26 protein-coding genes are annotated in these 22259 nt (G+C 35.8%); 8 read left to right on the top strand and 18 right to left on the bottom strand.

Annotated elements, in window-relative coordinates:
- Positions 1-94: 94 nt before the first annotated feature.
- The 3 genes from QFZ31_RS03460 (at position 95) to QFZ31_RS03450 (ending at position 3184) form a co-directional block, all read left to right on the top strand.
- The gene (locus tag QFZ31_RS03460) at positions 95-1102 is read left to right on the top strand and encodes a metal ABC transporter substrate-binding protein (RefSeq protein WP_307300924.1); all 1008 of its coding nucleotides are present in this window, start codon (positions 95-97) and stop codon (positions 1100-1102) included.
- A gap of 140 nt (positions 1103-1242) precedes the next feature.
- Positions 1243-2241 carry a permease gene (locus QFZ31_RS03455; protein ID WP_307300923.1) on the top strand — a complete coding sequence of 333 codons (999 nt, stop codon included), beginning with the start codon at positions 1243-1245 and terminating at the stop codon, positions 2239-2241.
- A gap of 13 nt (positions 2242-2254) precedes the next feature.
- On the top strand, positions 2255-3184 hold the full coding sequence (locus QFZ31_RS03450; protein ID WP_307300921.1) for a TIGR03943 family putative permease subunit: 930 nt from the start codon (positions 2255-2257) through the stop codon (positions 3182-3184).
- A gap of 32 nt (positions 3185-3216) precedes the next feature.
- On the opposite strand, the gene QFZ31_RS03445 is transcribed toward QFZ31_RS03450, so the two are convergent.
- The 7 genes from QFZ31_RS03445 to QFZ31_RS03415 form a co-directional block, all read right to left on the bottom strand.
- A complete protein-coding gene (locus QFZ31_RS03445) occupies positions 3217-4053 on the bottom strand; it encodes a TIGR03943 family putative permease subunit (protein WP_179600526.1) in 837 nt (278 codons plus the stop codon).
- Positions 4054-4071: 18 nt separating this feature from the next.
- Positions 4072-4941 (bottom strand): permease, encoded by an 870-nt coding sequence (locus tag QFZ31_RS03440; RefSeq protein ID WP_307300919.1) that lies wholly within the window; start codon positions 4939-4941, stop codon positions 4072-4074.
- Between the two features lie 342 nt (positions 4942-5283).
- The gene (locus QFZ31_RS03435; RefSeq protein ID WP_307300918.1) at positions 5284-5598 is read right to left on the bottom strand and encodes a hypothetical protein; all 315 of its coding nucleotides are present in this window, start codon (positions 5596-5598) and stop codon (positions 5284-5286) included.
- Between the two features lie 51 nt (positions 5599-5649).
- Positions 5650-6903: an MFS transporter gene (locus tag QFZ31_RS03430; protein ID WP_307300916.1), complete on the bottom strand. Its 1254-nt coding sequence runs from the start codon at positions 6901-6903 to the stop codon at positions 5650-5652.
- 24 nt (positions 6904-6927) lie between these two features.
- Positions 6928-7791, bottom strand: a complete 864-nt coding sequence (locus QFZ31_RS03425; protein ID WP_307300914.1) for a PhzF family phenazine biosynthesis protein — start codon at positions 7789-7791, stop codon at positions 6928-6930.
- A gap of 27 nt (positions 7792-7818) precedes the next feature.
- Positions 7819-8478, bottom strand: coding sequence for a DUF429 domain-containing protein (locus tag QFZ31_RS03420; RefSeq protein WP_307300912.1), 660 nt, complete (start codon positions 8476-8478; stop codon positions 7819-7821).
- 115 nt (positions 8479-8593) lie between these two features.
- On the bottom strand, positions 8594-9100 hold the full coding sequence (locus tag QFZ31_RS03415) for a GNAT family N-acetyltransferase (protein ID WP_307300910.1): 507 nt from the start codon (positions 9098-9100) through the stop codon (positions 8594-8596).
- 194 nt (positions 9101-9294) lie between these two features.
- Here QFZ31_RS03415 and QFZ31_RS03410 point away from each other — a divergent pair, with 194 nt between their 5' ends.
- On the top strand, positions 9295-9714 hold the full coding sequence (locus QFZ31_RS03410) for a DUF2809 domain-containing protein (protein ID WP_307300908.1): 420 nt from the start codon (positions 9295-9297) through the stop codon (positions 9712-9714).
- Positions 9715-9803: 89 nt separating this feature from the next.
- Here the strand turns inward: QFZ31_RS03410 and QFZ31_RS03405 are convergent, their stop codons facing one another.
- The 6 genes from QFZ31_RS03405 to QFZ31_RS03380 form a co-directional block, all read right to left on the bottom strand.
- Positions 9804-11024, bottom strand: coding sequence for a DUF4129 domain-containing protein (locus tag QFZ31_RS03405; RefSeq protein ID WP_307300906.1), 1221 nt, complete (start codon positions 11022-11024; stop codon positions 9804-9806).
- Positions 11021-12220, bottom strand: a complete 1200-nt coding sequence (locus tag QFZ31_RS03400; protein WP_307300904.1) for a DUF58 domain-containing protein — start codon at positions 12218-12220, stop codon at positions 11021-11023. The genes QFZ31_RS03405 and QFZ31_RS03400 overlap by 4 nt, the downstream gene beginning before the upstream one ends.
- A 2-nt stretch (positions 12221-12222) precedes the next feature.
- Positions 12223-13158, bottom strand: a complete 936-nt coding sequence (locus QFZ31_RS03395) for an AAA family ATPase (RefSeq protein ID WP_307300902.1) — start codon at positions 13156-13158, stop codon at positions 12223-12225.
- A gap of 196 nt (positions 13159-13354) precedes the next feature.
- Positions 13355-13597: a hypothetical protein gene (locus QFZ31_RS03390; protein WP_307300901.1), complete on the bottom strand. Its 243-nt coding sequence runs from the start codon at positions 13595-13597 to the stop codon at positions 13355-13357.
- Positions 13598-13763: 166 nt separating this feature from the next.
- On the bottom strand, positions 13764-13913 hold the full coding sequence (locus tag QFZ31_RS03385) for a hypothetical protein (RefSeq protein WP_179600548.1): 150 nt from the start codon (positions 13911-13913) through the stop codon (positions 13764-13766).
- A gap of 176 nt (positions 13914-14089) precedes the next feature.
- Positions 14090-14503 carry a RidA family protein gene (locus QFZ31_RS03380; protein WP_307300898.1) on the bottom strand — a complete coding sequence of 138 codons (414 nt, stop codon included), beginning with the start codon at positions 14501-14503 and terminating at the stop codon, positions 14090-14092.
- A gap of 274 nt (positions 14504-14777) precedes the next feature.
- Here QFZ31_RS03380 and QFZ31_RS03375 point away from each other — a divergent pair, with 274 nt between their 5' ends.
- Positions 14778-15290, top strand: coding sequence for a GNAT family N-acetyltransferase (locus QFZ31_RS03375; protein ID WP_307300896.1), 513 nt, complete (start codon positions 14778-14780; stop codon positions 15288-15290).
- 336 nt (positions 15291-15626) lie between these two features.
- Here QFZ31_RS03375 and QFZ31_RS03370 read toward each other — a convergent pair whose 3' ends face one another.
- A complete protein-coding gene (locus tag QFZ31_RS03370; protein WP_307300895.1) occupies positions 15627-16202 on the bottom strand; it encodes an alpha/beta fold hydrolase in 576 nt (191 codons plus the stop codon).
- Positions 16203-16394: 192 nt separating this feature from the next.
- Between QFZ31_RS03370 and QFZ31_RS03365 the strand changes: the two genes are divergently transcribed.
- Together QFZ31_RS03365 and QFZ31_RS03360 are read left to right on the top strand one after the other, a co-directional pair.
- Complete coding sequence (locus QFZ31_RS03365; RefSeq protein WP_307300894.1) at positions 16395-17009, top strand: DUF47 domain-containing protein; 615 nt, start codon at positions 16395-16397, stop codon at positions 17007-17009.
- 32 nt (positions 17010-17041) lie between these two features.
- Entirely contained in the window at positions 17042-18028 is a 987-nt protein-coding gene (locus QFZ31_RS03360) for an inorganic phosphate transporter (protein ID WP_307300893.1), read from the top strand.
- Between the two features lie 44 nt (positions 18029-18072).
- Here QFZ31_RS03360 and QFZ31_RS03355 read toward each other — a convergent pair whose 3' ends face one another.
- The gene (locus QFZ31_RS03355; protein WP_307300891.1) at positions 18073-18957 is read right to left on the bottom strand and encodes an alpha/beta fold hydrolase; all 885 of its coding nucleotides are present in this window, start codon (positions 18955-18957) and stop codon (positions 18073-18075) included.
- A gap of 81 nt (positions 18958-19038) precedes the next feature.
- Complete coding sequence (locus QFZ31_RS03350) at positions 19039-19332, bottom strand: RNA polymerase alpha subunit C-terminal domain-containing protein (protein ID WP_307300889.1); 294 nt, start codon at positions 19330-19332, stop codon at positions 19039-19041.
- A gap of 186 nt (positions 19333-19518) precedes the next feature.
- Between QFZ31_RS03350 and QFZ31_RS03345 the strand changes: the two genes are divergently transcribed.
- Positions 19519-19638 carry a YjcZ family sporulation protein gene (locus tag QFZ31_RS03345; protein ID WP_307300887.1) on the top strand — a complete coding sequence of 40 codons (120 nt, stop codon included), beginning with the start codon at positions 19519-19521 and terminating at the stop codon, positions 19636-19638.
- A gap of 121 nt (positions 19639-19759) precedes the next feature.
- On the opposite strand, the gene QFZ31_RS03340 is transcribed toward QFZ31_RS03345, so the two are convergent.
- Together QFZ31_RS03340 and QFZ31_RS03335 are read right to left on the bottom strand one after the other, a co-directional pair.
- Positions 19760-20875: a mechanosensitive ion channel family protein gene (locus tag QFZ31_RS03340; protein WP_307300885.1), complete on the bottom strand. Its 1116-nt coding sequence runs from the start codon at positions 20873-20875 to the stop codon at positions 19760-19762.
- 179 nt (positions 20876-21054) lie between these two features.
- Complete coding sequence (locus tag QFZ31_RS03335) at positions 21055-22125, bottom strand: undecaprenyldiphospho-muramoylpentapeptide beta-N-acetylglucosaminyltransferase (protein ID WP_307300883.1); 1071 nt, start codon at positions 22123-22125, stop codon at positions 21055-21057.
- Positions 22126-22259 lie beyond the last annotated feature (134 nt).

Raw genomic sequence — 22259 nt, 5'->3', positions numbered from 1 at the left:
TTACAAACGCATAGATATATTTTAGAATGTAAAACGTAACGATTTCGTTTTATTACATTGTATAAAAATCTTAATATATCAAAGGAGTAATTCTATGAAAATATCTACACTTATGTCTACCTCAGTTCTAGCTTTAAGCCTTTTGTTAACAGGTTGTGGATCAAAAGAAGTTGTAAAAACTGGAGAAAATAAAGAAAGAAACTCTCTAATAGTCTATACCACCATTTATCCGCTTGAAGATTTCACTAAAAAAATTGGCGGAAGTTACGTCGAAGTCCAAAGTATTTATCCTCCCAATGTAGATGCCCATTCCTACGAGCCTTCTACAAAAGACATGATTAACCTAGCAGACTCAGATTTATTTATCTATACAGGTGTGGGGATTGAAGGATTTGCTGAAAAAGCAACAGAAGCTTTGGAAAAAGAGGATGTACAAGTTTTAAAAGCCGCAGATGGAATCGATCTTATTGAATCCACTGATGATAATCATCATGATGATGAAGAAGGACATTCTGATGAAAATGAAGGTGAACACACAGAATCGGAAAATCATGAAGGCGAAGAACATAACCATGGTGACGTAGATCCCCACGTATGGTTAGATCCTGTCCTCTCTATCGCTTTAGCAAATAACATTAAAAACTCTTTGAGTAAATTAATGCCAGAACATGCAGCAGAGTTCGAAACCAATTTTAAACAGCTAAAAAGCGAGCTCGAAAAACTGGATAAGGAATTTAAAACGACCATCGAGAGTTCAAAAACGAAGAATTTATTAGTTTCGCATGCTGCTTATGGATATTGGGAAAAGCGATATGGCATTGAAACAATTGCCATATCAGGTTTATCACCCACACAAGAACCAACTCAGAAAGAACTGCAAGCAATCATTGAAGAGTCTACAGAACATAACATTCATTATGTGATTTTCGAACAGAATGTTTCACCCAAAATAGCAAAAATCATCCAAGAAGAAATAGGGGCAAAGGCTCTCACTCTCCATAATTTAGAGGCTGTAACAGAAGAGAACATTAAACAAAACGATGATTACTTCAGCATCATGCGTAAAAATTTAGAAACCATCAAGACAGTTTTAAATGACTAACAACAACATGTGACTTATCTATCCCTGCCTTATATTGCGGCAGGGATTCTCTTACATAGAACTAGCGAGAGGTATATATATAATTTTTTATTCATACTCTATTAAATGTACAAACTAATTAATAGAAACTGGAGGTATTTATGTATCGCATTGTTCGCAATAATATCATAGAACTTACGGGTATTATGATCATTGTTTTAGCACTTTTACTGCTTTCATTTAGTACCAGCTTTAAACTTTCATTCGATTTACCTCCGTCTCTATTAAATCTAAACACGATATTTCTAAGTATTTTAATAGAGGCACTGCCATTTGTTCTAATAGGGGTCCTCATCGCGGGTGTGATTCAAATATTTGTCACCGAAGAACATATTCAACGCTGGATTCCCAAAAATAAGGTTTTAGCTATAATCATGAGTTGTATAATTGGTGCCCTCTTTCCTGCATGTGAATGTGGTATAGTTCCCATCGTCCGTCGTCTTGTCGGGAAAGGCGTACCAATTCATGCTTCAATTGGATTTATGTTGACAGGTCCGCTAATTAATCCAATTGTGATTGCATCTACTTATATGGCATTTGGGAACGATTTTAAGATTGCGGGATTAAGAATGGGGTTAGGTTTTTTTGTCGCTATACTGGTTGCATTGTTTGTCAGCGTTATTTTTAAGGGAAATCAATTAAAGTCTCCTATCCATACAAGTTCTTCACCAACACCCTCAAAAAAAGAATCTCTTTCAACAAGATTTTGGTCGATGTTAACCCATTCCATTGATGAGTTTTTTGATATGGGTAAATACCTGGTCATGGGAGCTTTTTTAGCTGCATTTGTACAAACCTATCTCCCGGCAAAATCTCTCTTGGAAGCTGGCAGCGGAACGGTATCCTCCCTATCTGTCATGATGGGATTAGCTTACGTTTTATCACTTTGTTCTGAAGCAGATGCCTTTATCGGTGCTTCCTTCAGCAGTATTTTTCCAACTCCAGCCATTTTAGGGTTCTTAATCTTTGGTCCAATGATGGATTTAAAAAACACCCTAATGATGCTGAGCGTATTCCGATTGAAGTTTGTTATCGGTGTGTTAGCTTTAATCATTTCGGTCATCTTTATTACTATCATGTCGGTGCAAAGCTTCATTTAAAGGGGGGAAAGTCGTGAGTTTTCATTTTCAGCAGGCTGTCAGAGCGTTTATTTTATTAGCTTTTTCTGTCCTGCTTTTTAAGCTTCATTTTACTAGCGAAATGACAAAGTTTATTAATCCAAAATATGAGGGCTTAAGCCAGTCTGCTTCTGTATTATTTTTAATATTGTTTATGATCCAAACCACAAGGATATGGACTGTTAAGGAAAACAGCCAGCATCACCACTGTCATCACGATTCTCACGACCATAATTGTAGTCACGACCATGGATTCTCTCCTTTTAATACAAAAAAATTAATCGCTTATGTTATTATTGTTTTTCCGTTAGTCACTGGGTTCCTGCTCCCTGCGAAGGTGCTCGACGCCTCAATCGCTGATAAAAAAGGTGGTTTGGCTGTATTAACCAATCAGAAGTCAGAGAAGGAAATAGATGAAAAGCCTGCACATAACATTAGTCAACAGGAAGACCCTGTTATTAATGGAGATCTTGTTGACCTTTCACGTCTCGAAGAATTAGTTTATACAAAAGATGAATATAATCAATTAATACAACATCTTTTACAAAGCTCGACTATTAAGATGAATGATGATATTTTTTCTACTTACTATGACGAAATTCAAACGGACATCGAGAAATTTAAAGGGCGAGAAATCGAGTTAAAAGGATTTGTTTATAAAGAAGAAGGTCTTGAACAAGACCAACTTGTGCTATCAAGATTTTTGATAACCCATTGCGTTGCAGATGCCAGCATTATTGGATTCATATCAGAGTTACCGGAGGCCTCATCACTTAAAGAAAATACTTGGATTGAAGTGAAAGGTGTTTTGGGTACCACGAACTTTAATGGCACAGAGCTTCCTATCATAAAAATTACCACATGGAAAAAAATCAATGAACCAAAGGAACCTTATCTCTATCCGATAAGTGTGAAAATTCTTTAGAAAAATAGCCTTAGTTCTTTGAACTAAGGCTGTTAATATTGACGATACACATAAGGATCCTCTGGTGGACTAATCGTCTCCCATGAAGTCACTTTGAGATACGGGATGGTTTTCTTAAAGGGCTGATAGTAGATGGTTTCGAGTTTTCCACTTACCGTAAGCCACTCATCATTTTTAGGGTTAATATCCTCAGGAAGCTCCACTAACATTCCAAACACGCCCGAATCTGCAACACAGTGAATAATTCCAAATCGAAATAGAAATTTTTGGTTCGCAGCTAATTCATCTGTGCTATAGGAGAATCCTGTTATTTTCACTTCTTTGCCAATAAATTGTCCAGGATAATTATAGATGGATTCTAAATCGGTTAAATAGTTGCTTTCATTAAGTTCAAGCGTATCTTTTTTCAATAATTTCTTTAACGATTTAGCCATTAAATCATCGTAGTCATCTTGTCCATAATAAACACTTGTATCGGGTTGTAAAAATTGCTGCTTACTTGTTGAATCGCTGTCTTCATAAACAGGAAAATAAAAGCCTTTTTTCTCAACAATATTCGAATCAAGCGTTGCGACAGGCAGAAACAGACCTGTCAAAATCGGAATAATAAATACTCCATTGGTTATTGCTCTTTTCCACCAAGTATTTTCTTCATGTGAATGCCCACAATCATCTCCACATTGATCATGATCATGTTGATCTTCTTTTATATAAAAATAAATACTAATAAAAGTAAAAATGGCCAGAATATAAATGGCAGAATAAGAGAGATATGAATATTTCATATTGATATACTTGGAGATATCACCTGAGGCGTGCAAATGCATAAATAAATACGTTAATCCAATTAATATGAGTGTTCTTAACATATCAGCACCACCACCTCCCTACTTAATAAATAACGTTATTATGGCGACCAAGATGGTTATATAGCCCATCAAATACACAACAAAATTCGCTTTGAATGTTCCTAAGAGCATTAACGTATTCTTAATATCCAGCATCGGTCCAAAAACAAGAAAGGCAACAAGGGAACCTGTTGAGAATGTACTTCTAAATGATGCTGCTACAAAGGCATCCGCCTCTGAGCATAACGAAAGAACATAAGCGAGACCCATCATAACCAGGTTAGAAGATAACGGACCTTGTCCAATGTCGAGCAAGGTAGCTGTTTTTACCGTGGTTTGAATGAATGCCGCAACAAACGCACCAAGGATTAAGAATTTCCCAACTGAAAACAGCTCATCAATTGAGTGCTTTAGCATGCCAATAAATTTTCCTTTAAATGATTTCCGATGAACATGGTCAGCTACATCATTCTTTAACTGAGAATCCTTAAATTGAATGGAAAGTAACCCACCCACAATGAGAGCAATCAGTAGGGCGATCCCTCCACGATACAAGACCATATCCCAATTGTTCCCAAATGCAATATAAGTGGAAAACAACACGATAGGATTTATCACTGGACCAGTAAGCATAAAAGGGATTGCTGCATAAAGTGGAACACCTTTTGCCATTAAACGTCGCGTAATTGGAACAATTCCACACTCACAAGCAGGAAAAATAGCACCTATGAAAGCAGCAGAAAAAACGGCAAGTATTTTGTTTTTCGGAATAATCCGAGCCATCATTTCTTCCGTTACAAAAATCTGGATAATCCCTGATATTAATACCCCTAACAAGATAAAAGGCAATGCCTCAATTAATATACTTATAAAGATCGTATTCATTTGCAAGAATAATTGGCTCTTCATATTCAACGACCTCTCTATTTTAGTCTTTTTTCAAGGATAAAATATAAAAATATGAAAATCACATTAAAAAGCACCTATAAAATTCTATAGATGTTATATAATAAATTCAACAAAATGTTAATGTATTAATTGGAATTTTTTTGAAATACTTTATAATATTCATATTTAGGTAGGTTTTTTTCACAAATATTCAATAACGAACGCATTACTCTATAAAAACACAAACTCCTAGTTAAACTAAACTCCCTCAATAAACAAAGTGAAAACTCACTTTTTCTCCAGTATTCTCAGTATTTTATAGAATGTTATTTATAGAATTACTACTCGCTACTATGGTTGGATTTATCTTTTAAGGATAAATTTGGGCTTTTGAAGCAAAAAGACAGTTGGCTCACATGCTTCAATTGTACGAGATTTATTACAACTAAAATCCTTTTCTACTTTTACAAAACCAGCCATATCCCCTCTTGGTGAAACATCGCAATTCCCCGAGTGATCGGAGCTCGAAATCACTAAAAATGGGGATTTGGAAATGTATTCTTCACAATTGTGATCTAGGTATGTAATCATTTTTCTTTCCACTAATTCACTTGGAAAACCAATTAATGTACGCAATTCCTCTTCTGAATGGATCAATTCCTTAAATTGTTTATCCATCTTTATACACTCCTCTGCAATTAAAAGAGGCAACCCCGATGGTCACCTCGTTTACATCACTTCATTCCGCATCTTTAAATACCGATACAAAATAATACTAAAAACAGAACATAAAACCCCACAGACGCCAATAAAAATAAATCCGGCCTGAAATCCTCTCATGAGACCCATTTCAGCTCCAAGAAGACTCGTAAACCATCTTTTAAAAAACTCAATCAGTGCTCCTAGGAATAAATTGCTGATAACCACCACAATTCCCATTACGGTTACAGTAACGGTAATGGCAGCGTCAAGTCCAGTAGGATATCTTTTGGCAATCAATGCCATTACTGTCGGATAGACGGGAGCAATACCGAAACCAGCTGCCGCATATAACCATACCCCTGATGGTCCAAATAATGTGGCCAATATCGTTGTAATTCCAGCTAGACCTGAAAAAACAATGATTGAGATCATAAAACCTATTTTATCGGTTACAAATCCTAAAAGTAACCTTCCTATCATAAAACAGAGGAAAAAGATCGATAACATACCAGAGGCTGCCGTTGAACTCCATAGAAAAGACCTCTCTAGAAAGTTAACAAGCCAGCCGGCAATTGAAAGTTCCAGGATTACTCCAAATGAAAGAATGATAATAATGAACCATGCTACCCGATCCTTTAAGAACATCTTAATAGGCAGGCGTTCGTGAGACGTTGTTTTATCCACTGGAAGTGTACTGAAAAATGCTGGGATCATGGGGATGATACATAATGAAAGCATCAATAAATACATTCCCTGCCAGCCTAGCTCACGTCCCCCAAAAAATGTCACGCCCATTAAGCCGGCCGCCATCAAAGGAGCAGCCGTAGAACTAAGTCCATAAAAGAAATGAGACAGGTTCATCATAAAACCAGTATTTTTTGTAAAGATTCTTGCAGCCAAAATCGCCAGGGCTATTTCTAACATCCCATTTCCTAAATACATAATGAAATAGGAAACCGAAAAAACGGCAAAATTACTAGAAAAATAAATGAATACACCTGATAATGCCATCATTCCAAACGCTAGCAGACTCGTAAGCTTAATGCCGGCTTTAGATGAAAAAGCACCAGTAAAGCTGCAAGCGATTAAAAACCCAATTGAGTTAATCGCTAATAGAAACCCAACCTGCAATTCATCAATTCCATAATCGATTTGCATTTGAGGAATCGCAGGTCCCTTGATATTCTCAGATAACCCAAAAACTAGGTATCCTAGAAAAATAACAAAAAATGAAAGTGGTATGTATTTCTTTACCGGTTGTGTTTGTGGCAATGTTTGCATAGTATAGATCCCTTCGATTGTTTGTTAATACCACTTACCTTCTGAAATGACAATAACGCGCCCGCCAACTTGAATGAGATAGTGGTCATCGGTCTTTTTGGCATTTATTTTTAGTAGCGATGGTCTGCCAATAAAAGCCCCTTGCTCGACACGATAGCTGATTTCATTTGAATGGAAAAAGTCATGTTTTATCAGATAACCTGCTAAATTCCCATTTGCACTGCCTGTTGCCGGGTCCTCTAAAAACCCTGAATTACACATAAATAATCTTACGTTAAGGTCGTTTTCAGGGCTTGCAGTTTCCGTTGTAAAAACAAGTAAATTCACTTCTCCAATATCCTTTAAAAGTTTCTCAAAAGCAATATGATTTATTTTACAACGACTTACGGCATCCAATGAATTCAAATGGACAATAACACTAGGCAATCCTGTTGAAACCACTTCAATTGGATAATCAGTATTAATGTCTTCACGATTAATTTGAAGTGCGTCTACAATTCTTTCAATCTCAAGATTAGCGCCGAATTCAGGTTGGTTTTGGGTCATCCAGGCGTATTGATCTTCAAAAACAACAGGAACCTGCCCAACCATTAAATTTAATTTAATTTTACTGCTTTCTGAACGGTCGAAAAAGTTTTTAATGATAAAGGCTGTTCCAAGGGTCGGATGTCCGGCAAAAGGTAATTCAGAATCGGGAGAAAAAATCTTAACATCATATCCTCCATTATCCTGTATGCCCGACATAATAAAGGTTGTTTCAGAAAAGTTCATTTCTCTGGCAATGTTTTGCATTTCGGTTTGTTCCATTTTCCCCTCTGGAATAAAAACAGCCAATTGATTTCCCTCATATTTGTTTTCGGCAAACACATCAACAATATAATACCTCACCTTAATTTCCTCCTTAATTTACTCTAATTAACAACAATAGTCATATGGATGAAGAGGAGGATTTGCAGGAAGCAGCCATTTTGGCGCAAACAATGGATCCTTCCAATGCCAAGCTCCTAAGGCAGCTGCACATGCATCAATTGTATGACTTTCTTTATCTATAAATGCAGGCAGTTCTTTTAAATGTTGCTCTCCAAGCCAGTTTCGTATAAAAGTTCTCGCAGATAAATCTTGTTTGTAGTTCAATACATATTGTTTATCTTCATGAAGAAGTCTTGAACCGATTACAGCGCCTGGATGAACTTCGACGATCGAGATTGGGTTGATAGTTTTTATATTTGCAATTTCTCTTGTAAGTTTAATCCCTCTCAAAGTAAGATAGACCATTCGATTAAAAGTCGGTGGCATGATGGATCCAGATTTCATTCCCAACGAAATAATAAATTGTCTTAGAAGCTTATCGCCTTGTCTATCCCCTCCACCATCCTCATATGACAAGGGGGCATCGATTCCAATGATCACTTCATCGATCTTACTTTGAGTCTCAATTTCTTCTAATATCTGAAAATCACTTACATCTTTCATTAGTTTAAGAAATTTCAATTCACTATCATGTTTTTCAAATAACGATAAAACTGTATCTTTATGATTACTTGGCCCTGATAAATCAATACCTATCACTCTCATGAACAATCCCGCTTTCAGCGTTTAAGCTACTTTCTATAATCTTCAACTATTTTCTTCAAATGTCACGATTAAACTCACAGGATATTAGTGAAATTTGGAGTATTTATTAGTTTATTTATAAATTTTTATAATAAATAACAGTGGTATCTAGTTCTCCTTCACCCGATAGGGCAAAGTTCGGAATTTTGCCAGCAGGAATAAATCCAATTGATTGATAGAGATGATTGGAGGGATCGCCGTCTCTTGTATCTAGGACAAGTAACGTTCTTCCCTCACTTACCGCTCGCTCCTCCGCAACTTTCATTAATGCACGGGCTACCCCTTTGCGTCTAGCATTGGGGCCTGTCATTAGCTTTGCAATTTCAGCTCGATGAAGACCGTTCTGCTTAGTACACAAATGAACTTGGATGGTTCCAACGATTTCATTATTTATTTTCGCAATAAATAAAATGACATCTGGATTTATTACAGTTTGCCAATATTGTCTCGCATCTGATAGCTTCATAGGTGGTAAAAAACCAATGGACGCACCGTCATCCACCACTTTAACCAATAGTTCAGATAGCAGAACTATATGGGACTCAATCGATTTAATTTCTTCAATTTTTAGCACATTAAACACCTCTATCGGAAAAATTTGTAGATATATTTAAAACTGTGTAGATATCGAATGAACTTGTGTAGAAATATTCAAAAAGTGTGTAGATATCAAATGAGTTTGTGTAGATATATTCATAAAGTGTGTAGATATCTCTTGTATACTCAAATAAAGTGTTAATATAATGAAGATTATACTTTGGAATAAAGGTGCTGCCAATGATTTCTATAAATGATTCTCATAATAATCCATTGAGACGAACTTATTTTATTGCTTTTATAATCACAATTCTACTTGGACTGGCTTCTAGAAAATACAGTCATCTATTATTCTCCTATTTAGCAGAGAATGCTGGTGATGTCCTATGGGCAATGATGGTCTATTTTGGATTCCGCTTTTTATTTTTAAAAAAATGCATAGTAACATCGATATTTCTCAGTTTTTTGTTCAGTTTCGGTATCGAATTCAGTCAGCTATATCAGGAAGATTGGATTAATCAAATTCGCGGAACTCTGCTGGGAGCGTTGATACTTGGTAAAGGATTCCTTACTATAGATTTAATTCGTTATACACTAGGAATTGTCATTGCCTCTAGCTTGGATCAAGTGATGATCATAAAAAAACAGAAGAACAATTAATTCAATGTTCTTCTGTTCTAGATGTAAATCCCTTAATAATGTTTTTCACACGTGATCTCGATTCAATTTTACCCTCTTCTAATAGCAATTTATGAATCTGTTTTAGCTCTGCTTTCTTTGTACCTTTTTAAAAATAATCGATATTCCTCATCCGATTCAATCTGATTTCCATATCGTACCCTTTCATAGACTGATTGGATGAACTCGTCCTCTTTTACTCCTACTCTACTAAACCATTCCCCTATCGTTTCAGATGAATATCTTCCAAGTTGGAGCTTTTCCGCCATTTTCTCCAGTCGAAAGATTTCCTTACGCACACGATAGGAAGGCAGTTCCCCATACCTTTTATTTTTGGAAGAACGGGTCCCCTTTTCGCCTTCATCAAAAGCTGAACTATAAAATCCATTTTCGGTAGAATCCAAAACTTCAGTACTTCCTTGGAATTTCTTATAAAGGAAAATAAATACTAGAATACAAAGGATCATCAATACTGCAATGTACAAATACGTAAAATTTAAATCCACTTTTGAAGCCAGTGCTGATTGATCATGAATCAAACTAGTACTCTCAACCTCCACTTTAGACTGTGCATTTTGAATTTGAGCAAACGGATTCACTTCTCCTGTCAGTTCATAATTCTCAACCCAATTAAATATTGGAGACATTAAGAAGGATGCTGCAAAAACGACTAAGTTTAGGATTGATCCAACCAACCATTTAAGGACATCCCTAAAGGTAACAGCAAGCAAACTTATGGCCATCATTATACCCATGATCGAAAGAAAATTTCTAAGCAGGAGTCTTTTTACTTGTTTGTTCTCAACTACTGATAACCAGTTCATCAAAAATCCACCTACTACAATAAAAGTAAGATTTAAAATGATGATGATCATCAATGGGTTTTGATAAGGATAGTCTTGCATATTAGCGATAATGAGTAAAATAAAGCCCAAGAAGACGTTCAAAAACAACCATAAGCCCGTTTGCACACTTTCCCTATCACTATTCATTATGGTAGTTCTCCAGTAAATCAACATCGACAATACTAAAATAAACACGATTGAAAAGTTCAACCATAACCCGCCCACCACAACTAAAGGGAAGACAATAATAAAAAATAACAATCTACTCTTCTCCTGGTAAGTATGAATCAGGAAAATAAAGAGATAGGTAGATGGGATGGAGACGGCTAGATAATATAGAAATGGGATCTCCTGTCCTTGAAATAAATAGTAAAAAGCGAAGACAAGACTTCCAATCAAAATCTCAATCGTTTTATAATAAGCCAAATACCAAACATTGTTTTTCATGAAGACATCTCCTTTTTTTGCGAGAATGACTTCTTAACTATCGAAGCAGTTTGTTCATTGGCCATGAGTTCGTAAACATTTGTACCTTTATCTGCAATTTTTTTCAGTAAATCCCCTTTTTCTGGTATGTATTGCCCAGCAAGCAGGAAAAACGGCTGCGGTTCTAAATGACTGTCATAATAGGCCAGCATTTTTTCAAAAGGATAAACTGATGTCTGCACATCAATATGTGCGATCGCTTCCAAAACTTTTTGTAAATGCTCTCTGCCAGTCCCAGGCATTATATAATAAAAAGGTGTTATCCCCACATGACGGATATTAATACATACGGAAAAGGGGATATTCTGTTTTAGAAAAAAATACGCCAGATCGGCTGTCCCACTCAAAATTTCTTCAAGGTGATCAGTAACAAAGCGGTCATCACCAATATTAATTGCTACATTCCAACCGTTCTCGGTCACTTTATCATAGATCTTCGTTTGTAATGATTGCTTTCGTGCGCTTGCCTTCCAATGTATTCTATTAAAACTGTCTGAAAAATGGTATTCTCGTGTTCCCGCTGGAGAAAGCGTATCCTCAAAAAGAGAATGAGAAACAGGAGATTCTCCTTGCTTGGTGGTAAGTAGTGTATGTTTATTGTGTACGACCAATGTAGTCGGATAAACAAGCGCTTCTTGTATGGAATGAAACTCCTTCTCTAATATCGTTTCACCAAAACCAAAGAAGTGTGGGATCATTAATTCTATTTTTCGAATCCTTGAAACGCCTCTTTTTTCAGCTGTAAATGGAATGGTCACACTTGTTTTTTGACGATTGCTGATTGAAAATGGGACTGTAACCTCATAGATAGATGATTTCTTAATTGCACGTTGATCGTGTGGTCTAACAGCTTCATGAAAGGTAATACTAAGCTTCGCCTTCATGATAGGCACACCGGTATTATGAAATTCCAGTACCCAAGCACCTTCCTCACTCGGAAAATACTTCCCTCTTACCTTGTTATTATTAAAAAGTAAACCCTCTCCAACTTTCCTCATATACAAATGATTAAAGTAAATAAGCAAGATAATAAAGACGCCAACAAAAAAGGCCAGCCAGGATTGGAAGAAAAAAGAAGCAATGCATAAAAAGAATGCAAACGCTCCTGTTATAGGCAGATAGTTGTTCTCAACACTATACTTACTCCATTCCATCATGATTAAGCGCCCATCTCTACGGGTACTGGGACCGCTTCCAATACTTCCTTTAATACACGTTCGGGAGACTTTGTAAAAGAGGCTTCGGTCGATAAAATGATTCGATGACCTAACACATAAGGAACCATCATTTTTATATCTTCAGGAATCACATATTCTCTATTTTCTAAAAAGGCCTGGCCTTGTGAAGCCTTCATTAACGCCAATGCCCCACGTGGACTTACACCTAGATCAATTTCAGGATGCTGTCTGGTCTGTCTTACGATTTGAAGTAAATAGGATTCAACTGTATCATTGATTTTGATATTCTGTACCTTTTCCTTCAACTTCTGAATTTCTTCATGACTTAAAACAGCATTTGTTTTCTGGCTGCTCCCAAGGCCTCGTGCTTGCTTTAAAATTTCCTTTTCACTTTCAAGGCTTGGATAGTCCATCGTCAATTTCATAAAGAAACGGTCCATTTGTGCGACAGGAAGTGAGAATGTTCCTTGTTGAGCTTCAACTGGATTTTGGGTGGCAATGACCATAAAAGGGTCATCTACTTTGACCGTAATTCCATCAATCGTAACTTGCCGCTCCTCCATTACTTCAAGTAAACTAGATTGAGTCCTTGGTGTAGCGCGGTTAATTTCATCCGCAAGAACAATATTTGCCACGATTGGTCCGGTACGAAGTTCAAACTCCTGTATCTTTGGATTGAAAAATTGAATCCCGGTTACATCGCTTGGCAGGACGTCTGGGGTAAATTGAATCCTTGAGAAGACGCCATTAATACTGCTCGCAAATGATTTAGCGAGCATCGTTTTACCGGTGCCTGGCACACTTTCTAGCAATATATGTCCGTTAAATAAGAGAGAGATAGTAAGAAGTTCAACCTCCCTATCCATTCCCACCATTACCTTTGATATTTCTGACTTAACTCTATTGACGTGATTCATATATTGCCACCTACTACCTTCATAATGTTTGAATGAGCATTCATTTTTTATGTAAAAAAATAAACAATTACTTTTTACTATAATCTATTCCACTAATTTTGGAAATATTTAAATTCTTTGATCTCTATGATCTTTATTAATAATAATGGCGGACTCTAAGGAAAGAGTCCGCCAGTTTGATAGACAATATTATTTTCTAAGCGTATTTTATACCAGCAAGCTTGATGTTATTGATATCGTTTGACCCACAAGGTGTTACAGCATAAGTCATTTCACATTTGGGGCAATTCATAACTACAGTTTCTAACGTAAAGGTTTCTCCACACTCACAGGTAATCTCGTGCGCCACTGCAGGTGCAAAGTTTTCTTTCCCTTTACTTTTTACATGATGAACGATGTCTTTTCCATCTCTAATATGTGATGAACAACCACAGCTCATTTTGAACCCCTCCGTTAAATATAGTACTTTGTGAATTAAGAATAGCATGGGAATAGGGAATTCAATCATTCTAAAATCAAACAGTTTATGAACTATTCAATCTTAGAATGTAAAAAAAGAAGACTTCTAAACTAGATGTCTTCTTTGGAACGTAATTTACTTTAGTTTAATGTACTCGAATGATTTCAAAAACATCTTCATCATGATGAACTCTTGTATGCTTGGATTCAATCCGTTCAAACTCTTCTATCTCTTCATTATACATTGACTCGCCAAACCACCAATTTTTGAATTCAAGAAAAAGTTCTGTAAACATCTTGATTTCCTCCAGTTACGGTTAATGGATTTCTTATACCCTTATTATACATGTGAATTTATTCACATAAAAGCGCTTACAAAATTGGCGGAATAGGAAAATAATAGAGAATAATTAGAAAATATTAGAATATCACGTATAAAAAATAGGACTCAAAAAATTAAGTCCCCTCATTATTACTTTGTATGGTTATCAACTGCAGCTACTGCCTCGATTTCCACCAATTGATTTTTATATCCTAATACTGTTACCCCTGATAACGTGCTTGGGACATCATGATCACCGAATTCTTTTCTGATTGTTTCCCATGTTGTGACCAAGTCTGCTTGGTTTTGACTAGCAACGAGAATTCTTGTATAAACGATGTCTTCTAAAGTAGCACCACATTCTTTTAATGCTTCTTTCAAATTCTCCACACAAAGGTTAGCCTGTAGCTCATAATCACTAGATTCAGGTACAATTCCCTCTTTTGTTAGTGGGCAGGCTCCTGCTAAAAATAATAAATCCATTCCCGCTGGAACTCGACTAGCATAGGCATAATCCACTTGAGCTAAATGGTTAGAATGGATGAGTGATATCTTCTTGTTCATTACTTTTGACTACCTCCTAATAAATCCATATAAGTGTAATTTTACCAATGTTCATCTAAATAACTACTTTTTCTATTTTTATATCAACTAATTGCATCTAAATGTGTGAATTTAAGTTTAACAGGGTCATGCACAAGGAAAAGTTGTAATGACAATATGACTTAAAATAATGAATATTCTATGACACCCAACCAAAGTTTTGTATTAAGTTATTTTCATATTAGTCTTTCACTGATATAATAAACGCCATATTGTATTTTTAGGGGTGTCGAACGTGATAAGATCTGCACAAGAAAAGGACTTACAAAACATTCTAGATATTTATAATGATGCTGTCCTCCATACTACTGCTGTATATACGTATAAAGCTCAAACACTTGAAAGCCGAGAAATATGGTTTAAACAAAAAATGGATGAAGGTTATCCAGTGGTTGTATATGAGTTAGATAATAAGGTAGTTGGGTTTGCTACTTTTGGTCCTTTTAGACCATGGCCGGCTTACAAATATTCAATCGAACATTCTATTTATGTAGACAGTAATTATCAAAGGAAAGGGATCGCATCTTCTTTATTAAAAGAGATCATCTCAATCGCGAATGAACGAGAATATAAAACATTAATTGGCGGTATCGATGCAGCAAATGATAAAAGCATTGCCATGCATGAGAAATTTGGTTTCGTCCATGCAGGGACAATTAAAAATGCAGGCTATAAATTCAATACATGGTTGGATCTAGCTTTTTATCAATTGAACTTAGACGGCCCTAATAAACCTATAGAAGACTAATCATTTGATCCACCCCCTTAGCCATTGCTTTGGGGGTTATTTTGACAGATTTAAAAAATTTTCTTCATTATTATTGATCCACCTAACGATTTCAGCACATACTTTCTCCGGTTGATCCCATTGGATCATGTGACCCGCCTCCTCAAAAGGAATGATCGTAACGTTTTTTATATCCTTCCTTAATTGAGCAATCCCTTTTTCCCTTGCAGCATGTAATTCTTCAGGTTCAGTAGCATGTAGTAATAATAATGGTGACTGGATATTTGGATAGGCAGTAGAAAACGGCTCTTCAAAAAAGGCCTTTATAATCGATAAAACAGTGAATTTTGAAGCGATTTATTCATACCTTTGGTTCTTCTTGGCAAAAATTGAATTTACCGAACGTTCTATCGATTGATTCCATCGTTTTGTATATGTACGATACTCATTAAGCACATCTTCCCAGGTATTATATTCAGCATTAGCCATGTAAGATTCCCATCCAGTGTAAGCCGTTGAAAATGTCATTTCCTCCTGAAATTCGGGGAAAGTATAAGCACCATCAAGTAGAATAACTCCCTTGATTTTTTCAGGAAAAGATTTGGCATACTGTAGCGCAACATCAGCGCCCCACGAATGACCTATTAGGTAAAATGGCTGGTCTATTAAAGATGTAAAGACCTTTTCATACCATGTGGCAAGGGTGGAAAATAAATAGTCCTCTTCCCTATGAAATGATGTGCTTTTTCCATGCCCAGGCTGATCGATTAACAGCAGATGAAAAAATTTTGATAATTGTTGGCTTAGATTTGTGAAACTGTAGACTGCACTGCCAGCTAAGCCATGCAAGCAGACAATCAGTGGTTTTTCTGGGTCTCCCTTCGTATAGTAATTTACCTTTTTCCCTTCCAACTCTAAAATGTAATTCTTCATAAAGTAACTCTCCCTTTAGATTTCCCCTAGATTTCTTAAGACTATTTCAACAAAAAGTACAGGAATCCTTCTTCGTTTTATGAAACCTTTTCCTTTCGTTTATGTGGATATACGTATTGGATAGTCCAATAAGGATATAGTAAAAATAAATAAATAGTTCTACAACAATTGGATAAATGTGGAGGTAACAGCATGGCTAAGAAAAAGGACAAATTTGCAGTTTATTTAGGAAATATCGCTTCAAATTTAAAAGAAAGTGCTAACTTTTTTGCAGATTATAAATTAAAGAATGTCAGCGACCTAAAGACTTTTTCAGAAAAAATGAAGGAATATGAAAACAAAGGAGATTCAATGGTTCATGAAGTGTTTAAGGATTTACATAATGCTTTTATTACTTTTATTGAACGTGAGGATATTTTAACTCTTACGATGAGTATGGATGATGTTTTAGATGGTTTAGAGCATACAGCCGCGCTATTTGAAATGTATTCGGTGGTAAATGCAGATGATTATATGCTTAGGTTTGTGGATGCAATTAGAGATTGTGCATCTGAAATTGAAACAGCAATTGAAATGCTGGGAACAAAGAAATTACAGGACATGAGAGAACATGCAATAAAAATCAAAGATTTAGAATCCAAATGTGATGGGATTTTAAGGGAATCCATTAAAAGTCTTTTTGTAAATGAAAAAGACCCGATCCGTATTATTCAATATAAGGAAATCTATGAAGAATTAGAAAACATTGCCGACTTCTGTCAGTCTGTGGCAAATACATTAGAAACCATTATCATGAAAAATGCTTAACCACAGTTTGAAATATTTTATTGGAGGTTCTAATGACTACTTTCATTATAATCCTAATTCTTGCTGTAGTTTTCGAATTCATCAATGGTTTTCATGATACAGCCAACGCGATTGCGATGTCAGTCTCAACCAAGGCTTTGACACCACGATTTGCAGTTGTTTATGCAGGAGTCTTAAATTTTTTTGGTGCTTTAATATCACAAGCTGTTGCAAAATCAATTGGCGGGAAAATCGCAGACCCTTTTCAAATTGAGAACGGTATGTTAATTGTAATTGCTGCTCTAATTGCAGCTATTTTTTGGAACCTTTTAACGTGGTATTATGGAATTCCCTCCTCCTCCTCACACACCTTAATCGGTGCAGTTGCCGGCGCTGTTATTTTTGGGTCAGGTCTAAGTTCAATTAACTGGGAAGGTTTTACCGATATTATCAAAGCCCTAATCATTTCTCCCTTTTTAGCTTTTGGAGTAGGATTTATTCTTATGAAAATATTAGCGATTCTGTTCAGGAACGCAAATCCTTACCGTGCAACACGCGGTTTTCGAGGGTTTCAAATCATTGCTTCAGGCTTAGCCGCATTTTCTCATGGTGGAAATGACGGGCAGAAAACGATGGGGATTATCGTATTTGCATTGGTTGCAGGGGGTTATCAAGCAACATTAGACGTACCATTCTGGGTACAGGTCACATGTGCAGCAACCATCGGACTTGGGACGATGATTGGTGGTATGCGTATTATTAAAACGGTTGCGAAAAGAATCTTTAAAGTTCAGCCAATCAATGGATTTGCAGCAGATTTATCTTCGTTTGCTGTTTTGCAAGGTGCTACCTTTTTAGGACTGCCGGTATCCACTACACATGTATCTTCTTCATCTATTTTAGGTGTTGGTGCATCTAAGCGAATTCGTGGTGTAAATTGGGGAGTAGCAATAAGAATCGTGACTACTTGGGTTATTACACTGCCAATATCTGCATTAATAGCAGGTATCGTTATGATGATCATAAAACTCTTCATTTAAATTTAAGGGGTAACGAAAATCAAATTCGTTACCCTTTTTAGATATTAAGAATGTAAAAAGCTTAAAACGGTATCGCTAAAATGATTGGGTTCTTCTAAGTCGGGAAAATGAGCGCTTTCTTTAAAAATCACTAATTCACTATTTCTTAATTCATTATGTATGAGCTTGGAAATGGTTACCCCTGTATTTCGATCAAAAATACCAGTAATAATTAAAGCTTGCTGTTTCATGTGTTTTAACCGGTCTAGTAACGGAGTTTCCATAGGCTGGCCCATGATTACTTTTGCCATTAACCCTGTATTGATGAGCTGACTTTCTTCCCAAAGCTTTCTGTTCTGTAGTGCAATAGTTTGATTTTGAAATAACAGCCGATCAACTGTTTTGGTATCAACCAAACTCCAAACTTTTTCATATAAACTGCTTATAGGAAGATTTTGTTTTAGCAGTTCATTCATTTGTTTTAATAGTTGAGGATCACCAACTGACATAAAGCCGGCAATTTGAATTAATTTCCCCATTTCTAAATCAATTAAACTTGGTCCAGAGAGCACGATCTTGTTGATTTCATTAGGAAGAGCATAGGCAATTTCAAGCGATAATTCTCCACCGAAGGAGTAGCCTAAAAGGTCGACCTTATCTACATCAAGCCATTTTTTTATTTCGCTAAAATCAGATATAAGCTGTTCGATTTTATAATCTTCATCTGATATAGGCTTTTCACTTCTGCCACAGCCGCGCTGTTCATAATAAACGACTGTTCTTTTTGCAGAGAGCGAAGGTCCAATGGTTCTTTCAAAGGTGTAATGGTTTCCGCCAGGGCCGCCGTGAAAAAGAACCAAAGGTGTGGTTTGATGTTCACTCCCCTCAATTTTTATCCAATGTTTAATTGAATTAATTTGTATATGATATTCTCCATTTTCCCAGTTCAAGAAATACCTCATCCCCAATTTGTTGAATAACTTTCTCCTTCTGCCAGTTTTTTGGTAAGGTCAACAAGTAAAACTTGGATGTTATTTATTAAATTGTAAGCCTTCTTCGTATAATGCTGACCTAAGTTTAGGTAAAGAAGCAGGTCCCATTCCGTGTAATTTTAAAATCTCTTTTTCACTATAGGTTGATAGTTCCTGTAATGATGTTATCCCATTGTTTTCCAATGCTCGTCTTGCTGGTGCGGAGAGCTGTGAGAGAAAACCACTTTTGGGTTTGCGTTCTTGCTCACAAGTCGGACAGGTTGGACAATCACTACTTTTATAATACTTGTGTCCTTCGGGGCAAGTTCTAACATTTTTTTCTGAAGTAGTCATTGCTAAAATCACCTCCACTTGGTTTTAAAAGGCTGTATTTATTTTAATCATAATATATTTATACCTTTATAAAAAATAAATCGCCTTCCTTCATACTGCAGCAAAAAACTGGTTTATTCAAGACAATGACTCGTGCTGAATTATTTATGATGGTTTTAGTATCATTCCTTGGGCGATTGTCATAAGATGTATTCTTCCCAGAATAAGGAGGTAATTCAAATGAGTAATGAATATGAAGTAGGTTTTGGTTTTCACTTAATTGTTGTCCTATTTATCCTGTTAATTATAATTTGGGCTGTATGTTGATTTTTGTTGTTGGTATTAATGTGTTAGCTGTATAAATGCAAAACTCGCTAAAATAGCGAACTGTCCACATTTGTGTAATGAGGGGATGTAGTTTACTATTGGCGAGTTTCTTCTTAATTTATTAATCAAATGATCCCATTGTTTGGAAAAGTTCACTAGATTGTGGAGATACATAAATCGTTCTGCTTGGAAAAGCAACTTCTACTCCCTCTTCCTCTAAGATCCCCATAATTGCTAGGTTGATGTCATGTTTTATTTTAACATGCTCTGCCCAAACTGTTGTATTGGTAAAGAAATATAACAAAATATCAAGACTGCTATCATTATAATGGTCGAATGCTACCATGATGGTATCCGGATGAATTTCTTCGTGAATCCTCAACATTTGCTCAATCCGCTTTACCACTCTTTCAATTTGTTCTTTGGAGGTTTGATAGTTTAACCCTAAGTGGAAAGTAATTCTTCTTTTCCCCATTCGGCTCCAGTTGGTAATCGGTTCGTTTGCCAGTGTTGAATTTGGAACCGTAACGAGCGCTTGGCTAAAGGTTCGAATCTTGGTACTTCTGAAGTTAATATCTTCAACTGTTCCCTCAACACTTGGTGTCAAAATCCAGTCACCAATCGAAAAAGGTTTTTCTGTGACAATAACGATACCACCAATTAGATTCCCAACCGCTTCTTTCGCTGCTAATGCAAAAGCGAGACCCCCTAAACCAAGTCCTGCGACCAAGCCATTTACGTCATAATCAAATTCCTGACCAATAATACTGATGCTGATCGCAATCATGATTACGCGGATGGTTCTTGAAATAAACGGAAGTAGAATTAAATCTATCTTATTATTAATCTTTTCATTCACGCTAATTAAGATTCCCGTTGTAGGTGAGGATAAGTTAAATAATCCCCATGTAATTAAGACAATGACCATGGAACGTAAGAATTTTAAAAATAACGCATTGTGTTGTTCGATAAAAGGGAAATAATCCATCGCTACATACAACCCTAGAATAATAAAGGCCCATCCTAATGGTCGCTCAAACCCTAAACAGATTTTTGTAAAAAGATCTGTAGGTGTTTTACCTGCCAATTTTAAAATTAGCTGGAATACATACTTCGTAAATATGTTTCGAAACAGGATAAATAATAGCAAGATCCCAATTGAAATCCCTATATCTTTTAACAGTTCATAGTCTAAACGTATACCTAAAAAAGCAATGCCAAATGAATCAATAGCCATTCACAAAAACCTTCTTTCATAATTCTTAACAATTACAATGGTTAAAACCATCACATTTCAATATAATAACTTCTTAAACAAGATATTTGAATACAACCAAAGTCTTAGATTTATAATTTTTGAAGTTTATTGATCAAAAAAAGGCTGCATTTTTACCAGCCAGATCTTACAAAATTTTATCAGGTGGTATTCACTTTATTGATCTCTGTTACAAGAGTTTGTAAGGCGTCACGATTATAAGATTCCTTCATATTTTTCTGGTATTTTTCCCTATCTTTATAGACAGAATTCAAAATTTCCATCAGCGTCTTACTCGTAAGGTTTTCTTCTTCCAAGGTAAGGGAATACCCTTTATCTTGAAACACTCTTGCATTTAAAATTTGGTCACCCCTGCTTTGATTTAAACCTAATGGAATAATAAGCATCGGTATATTTAAGGCAAGAAATTCAAAGATGGCATTTGATCCACCCCTAGTAATAACGATATCCGTAGCAGCTAATATGTCTGATAACTCATCATAAACATATTCGAATTGCTTATACTTAGAAAAGTTTGTTAACTGATCATCCCTGTTATTTTTTCCGCAAATATGAACAACCTGGTAATGTAACATTAGTTGTTCTAACGATTCCCGGATTACTTCATTTATTTTTTTTGCTCCTAGGCTTCCACCCATAATCGTTAAGATTGGCGTATGTTTATCAAATCCAAGTAATTTTCGTCCATTAACTGCGGAGCCGTTCATTATTTCTTTTCTAATCGGAGACCCAATGACAGTTGTTTTATACTCTGGGAAGAATTTTTTTGTTTCTTCAAACGAAGTAAAAATCTTCGTTGAAAATCTTTGAGAAATTTTATTCGCTAATCCAGGTGTCAAATCACTTTCATGTATATATATAGGGATTCTTAATGACTTTGCAGCTAAAATAACAGGAACTGAAACAAATCCACCTTTTGAAAATACTAAATTAGGTTTCAATTTTTTTAGAATACTTCTTGCTTCAAAACATCCTTTTACTACTCGAAATATATCCACGAAATTTTCAATGTCTATATACCTTCTAAGTTTCCCACTGCTTATACCATGATAAGGAATGCTTATCTTTTGAATTAATTCCTTTTCAATTCCATTTTTAGACCCGATATACGATATATCCCAATCGTTATGAAGCTCATTAATAATGGCTATATTTGGCGTTACATGCCCAGCAGAACCACCACCGGTGAATACAATCTTCTTGTTCGCCATAAATCCTCCTGTCTGTTCATGATTATGTAGTACCCATTATACGCTGCTTATATAGGTAAATTCTTCTTCTTTTACTCCTTAGAATAACTCCCCTCCAAATAAAAAAACAAGAAAATTTAATATTTCTTGTCTTT

It is taken from the genome of Neobacillus niacini (assembly GCF_030817595.1).
Lineage (GTDB): Bacteria > Bacillota > Bacilli > Bacillales > Cytobacillaceae > Neobacillus > Neobacillus niacini_G.
The sequence above is the reverse complement of the archived record's forward strand: the minus strand, read 5'-3'. Positions and strand labels throughout refer to the sequence as shown.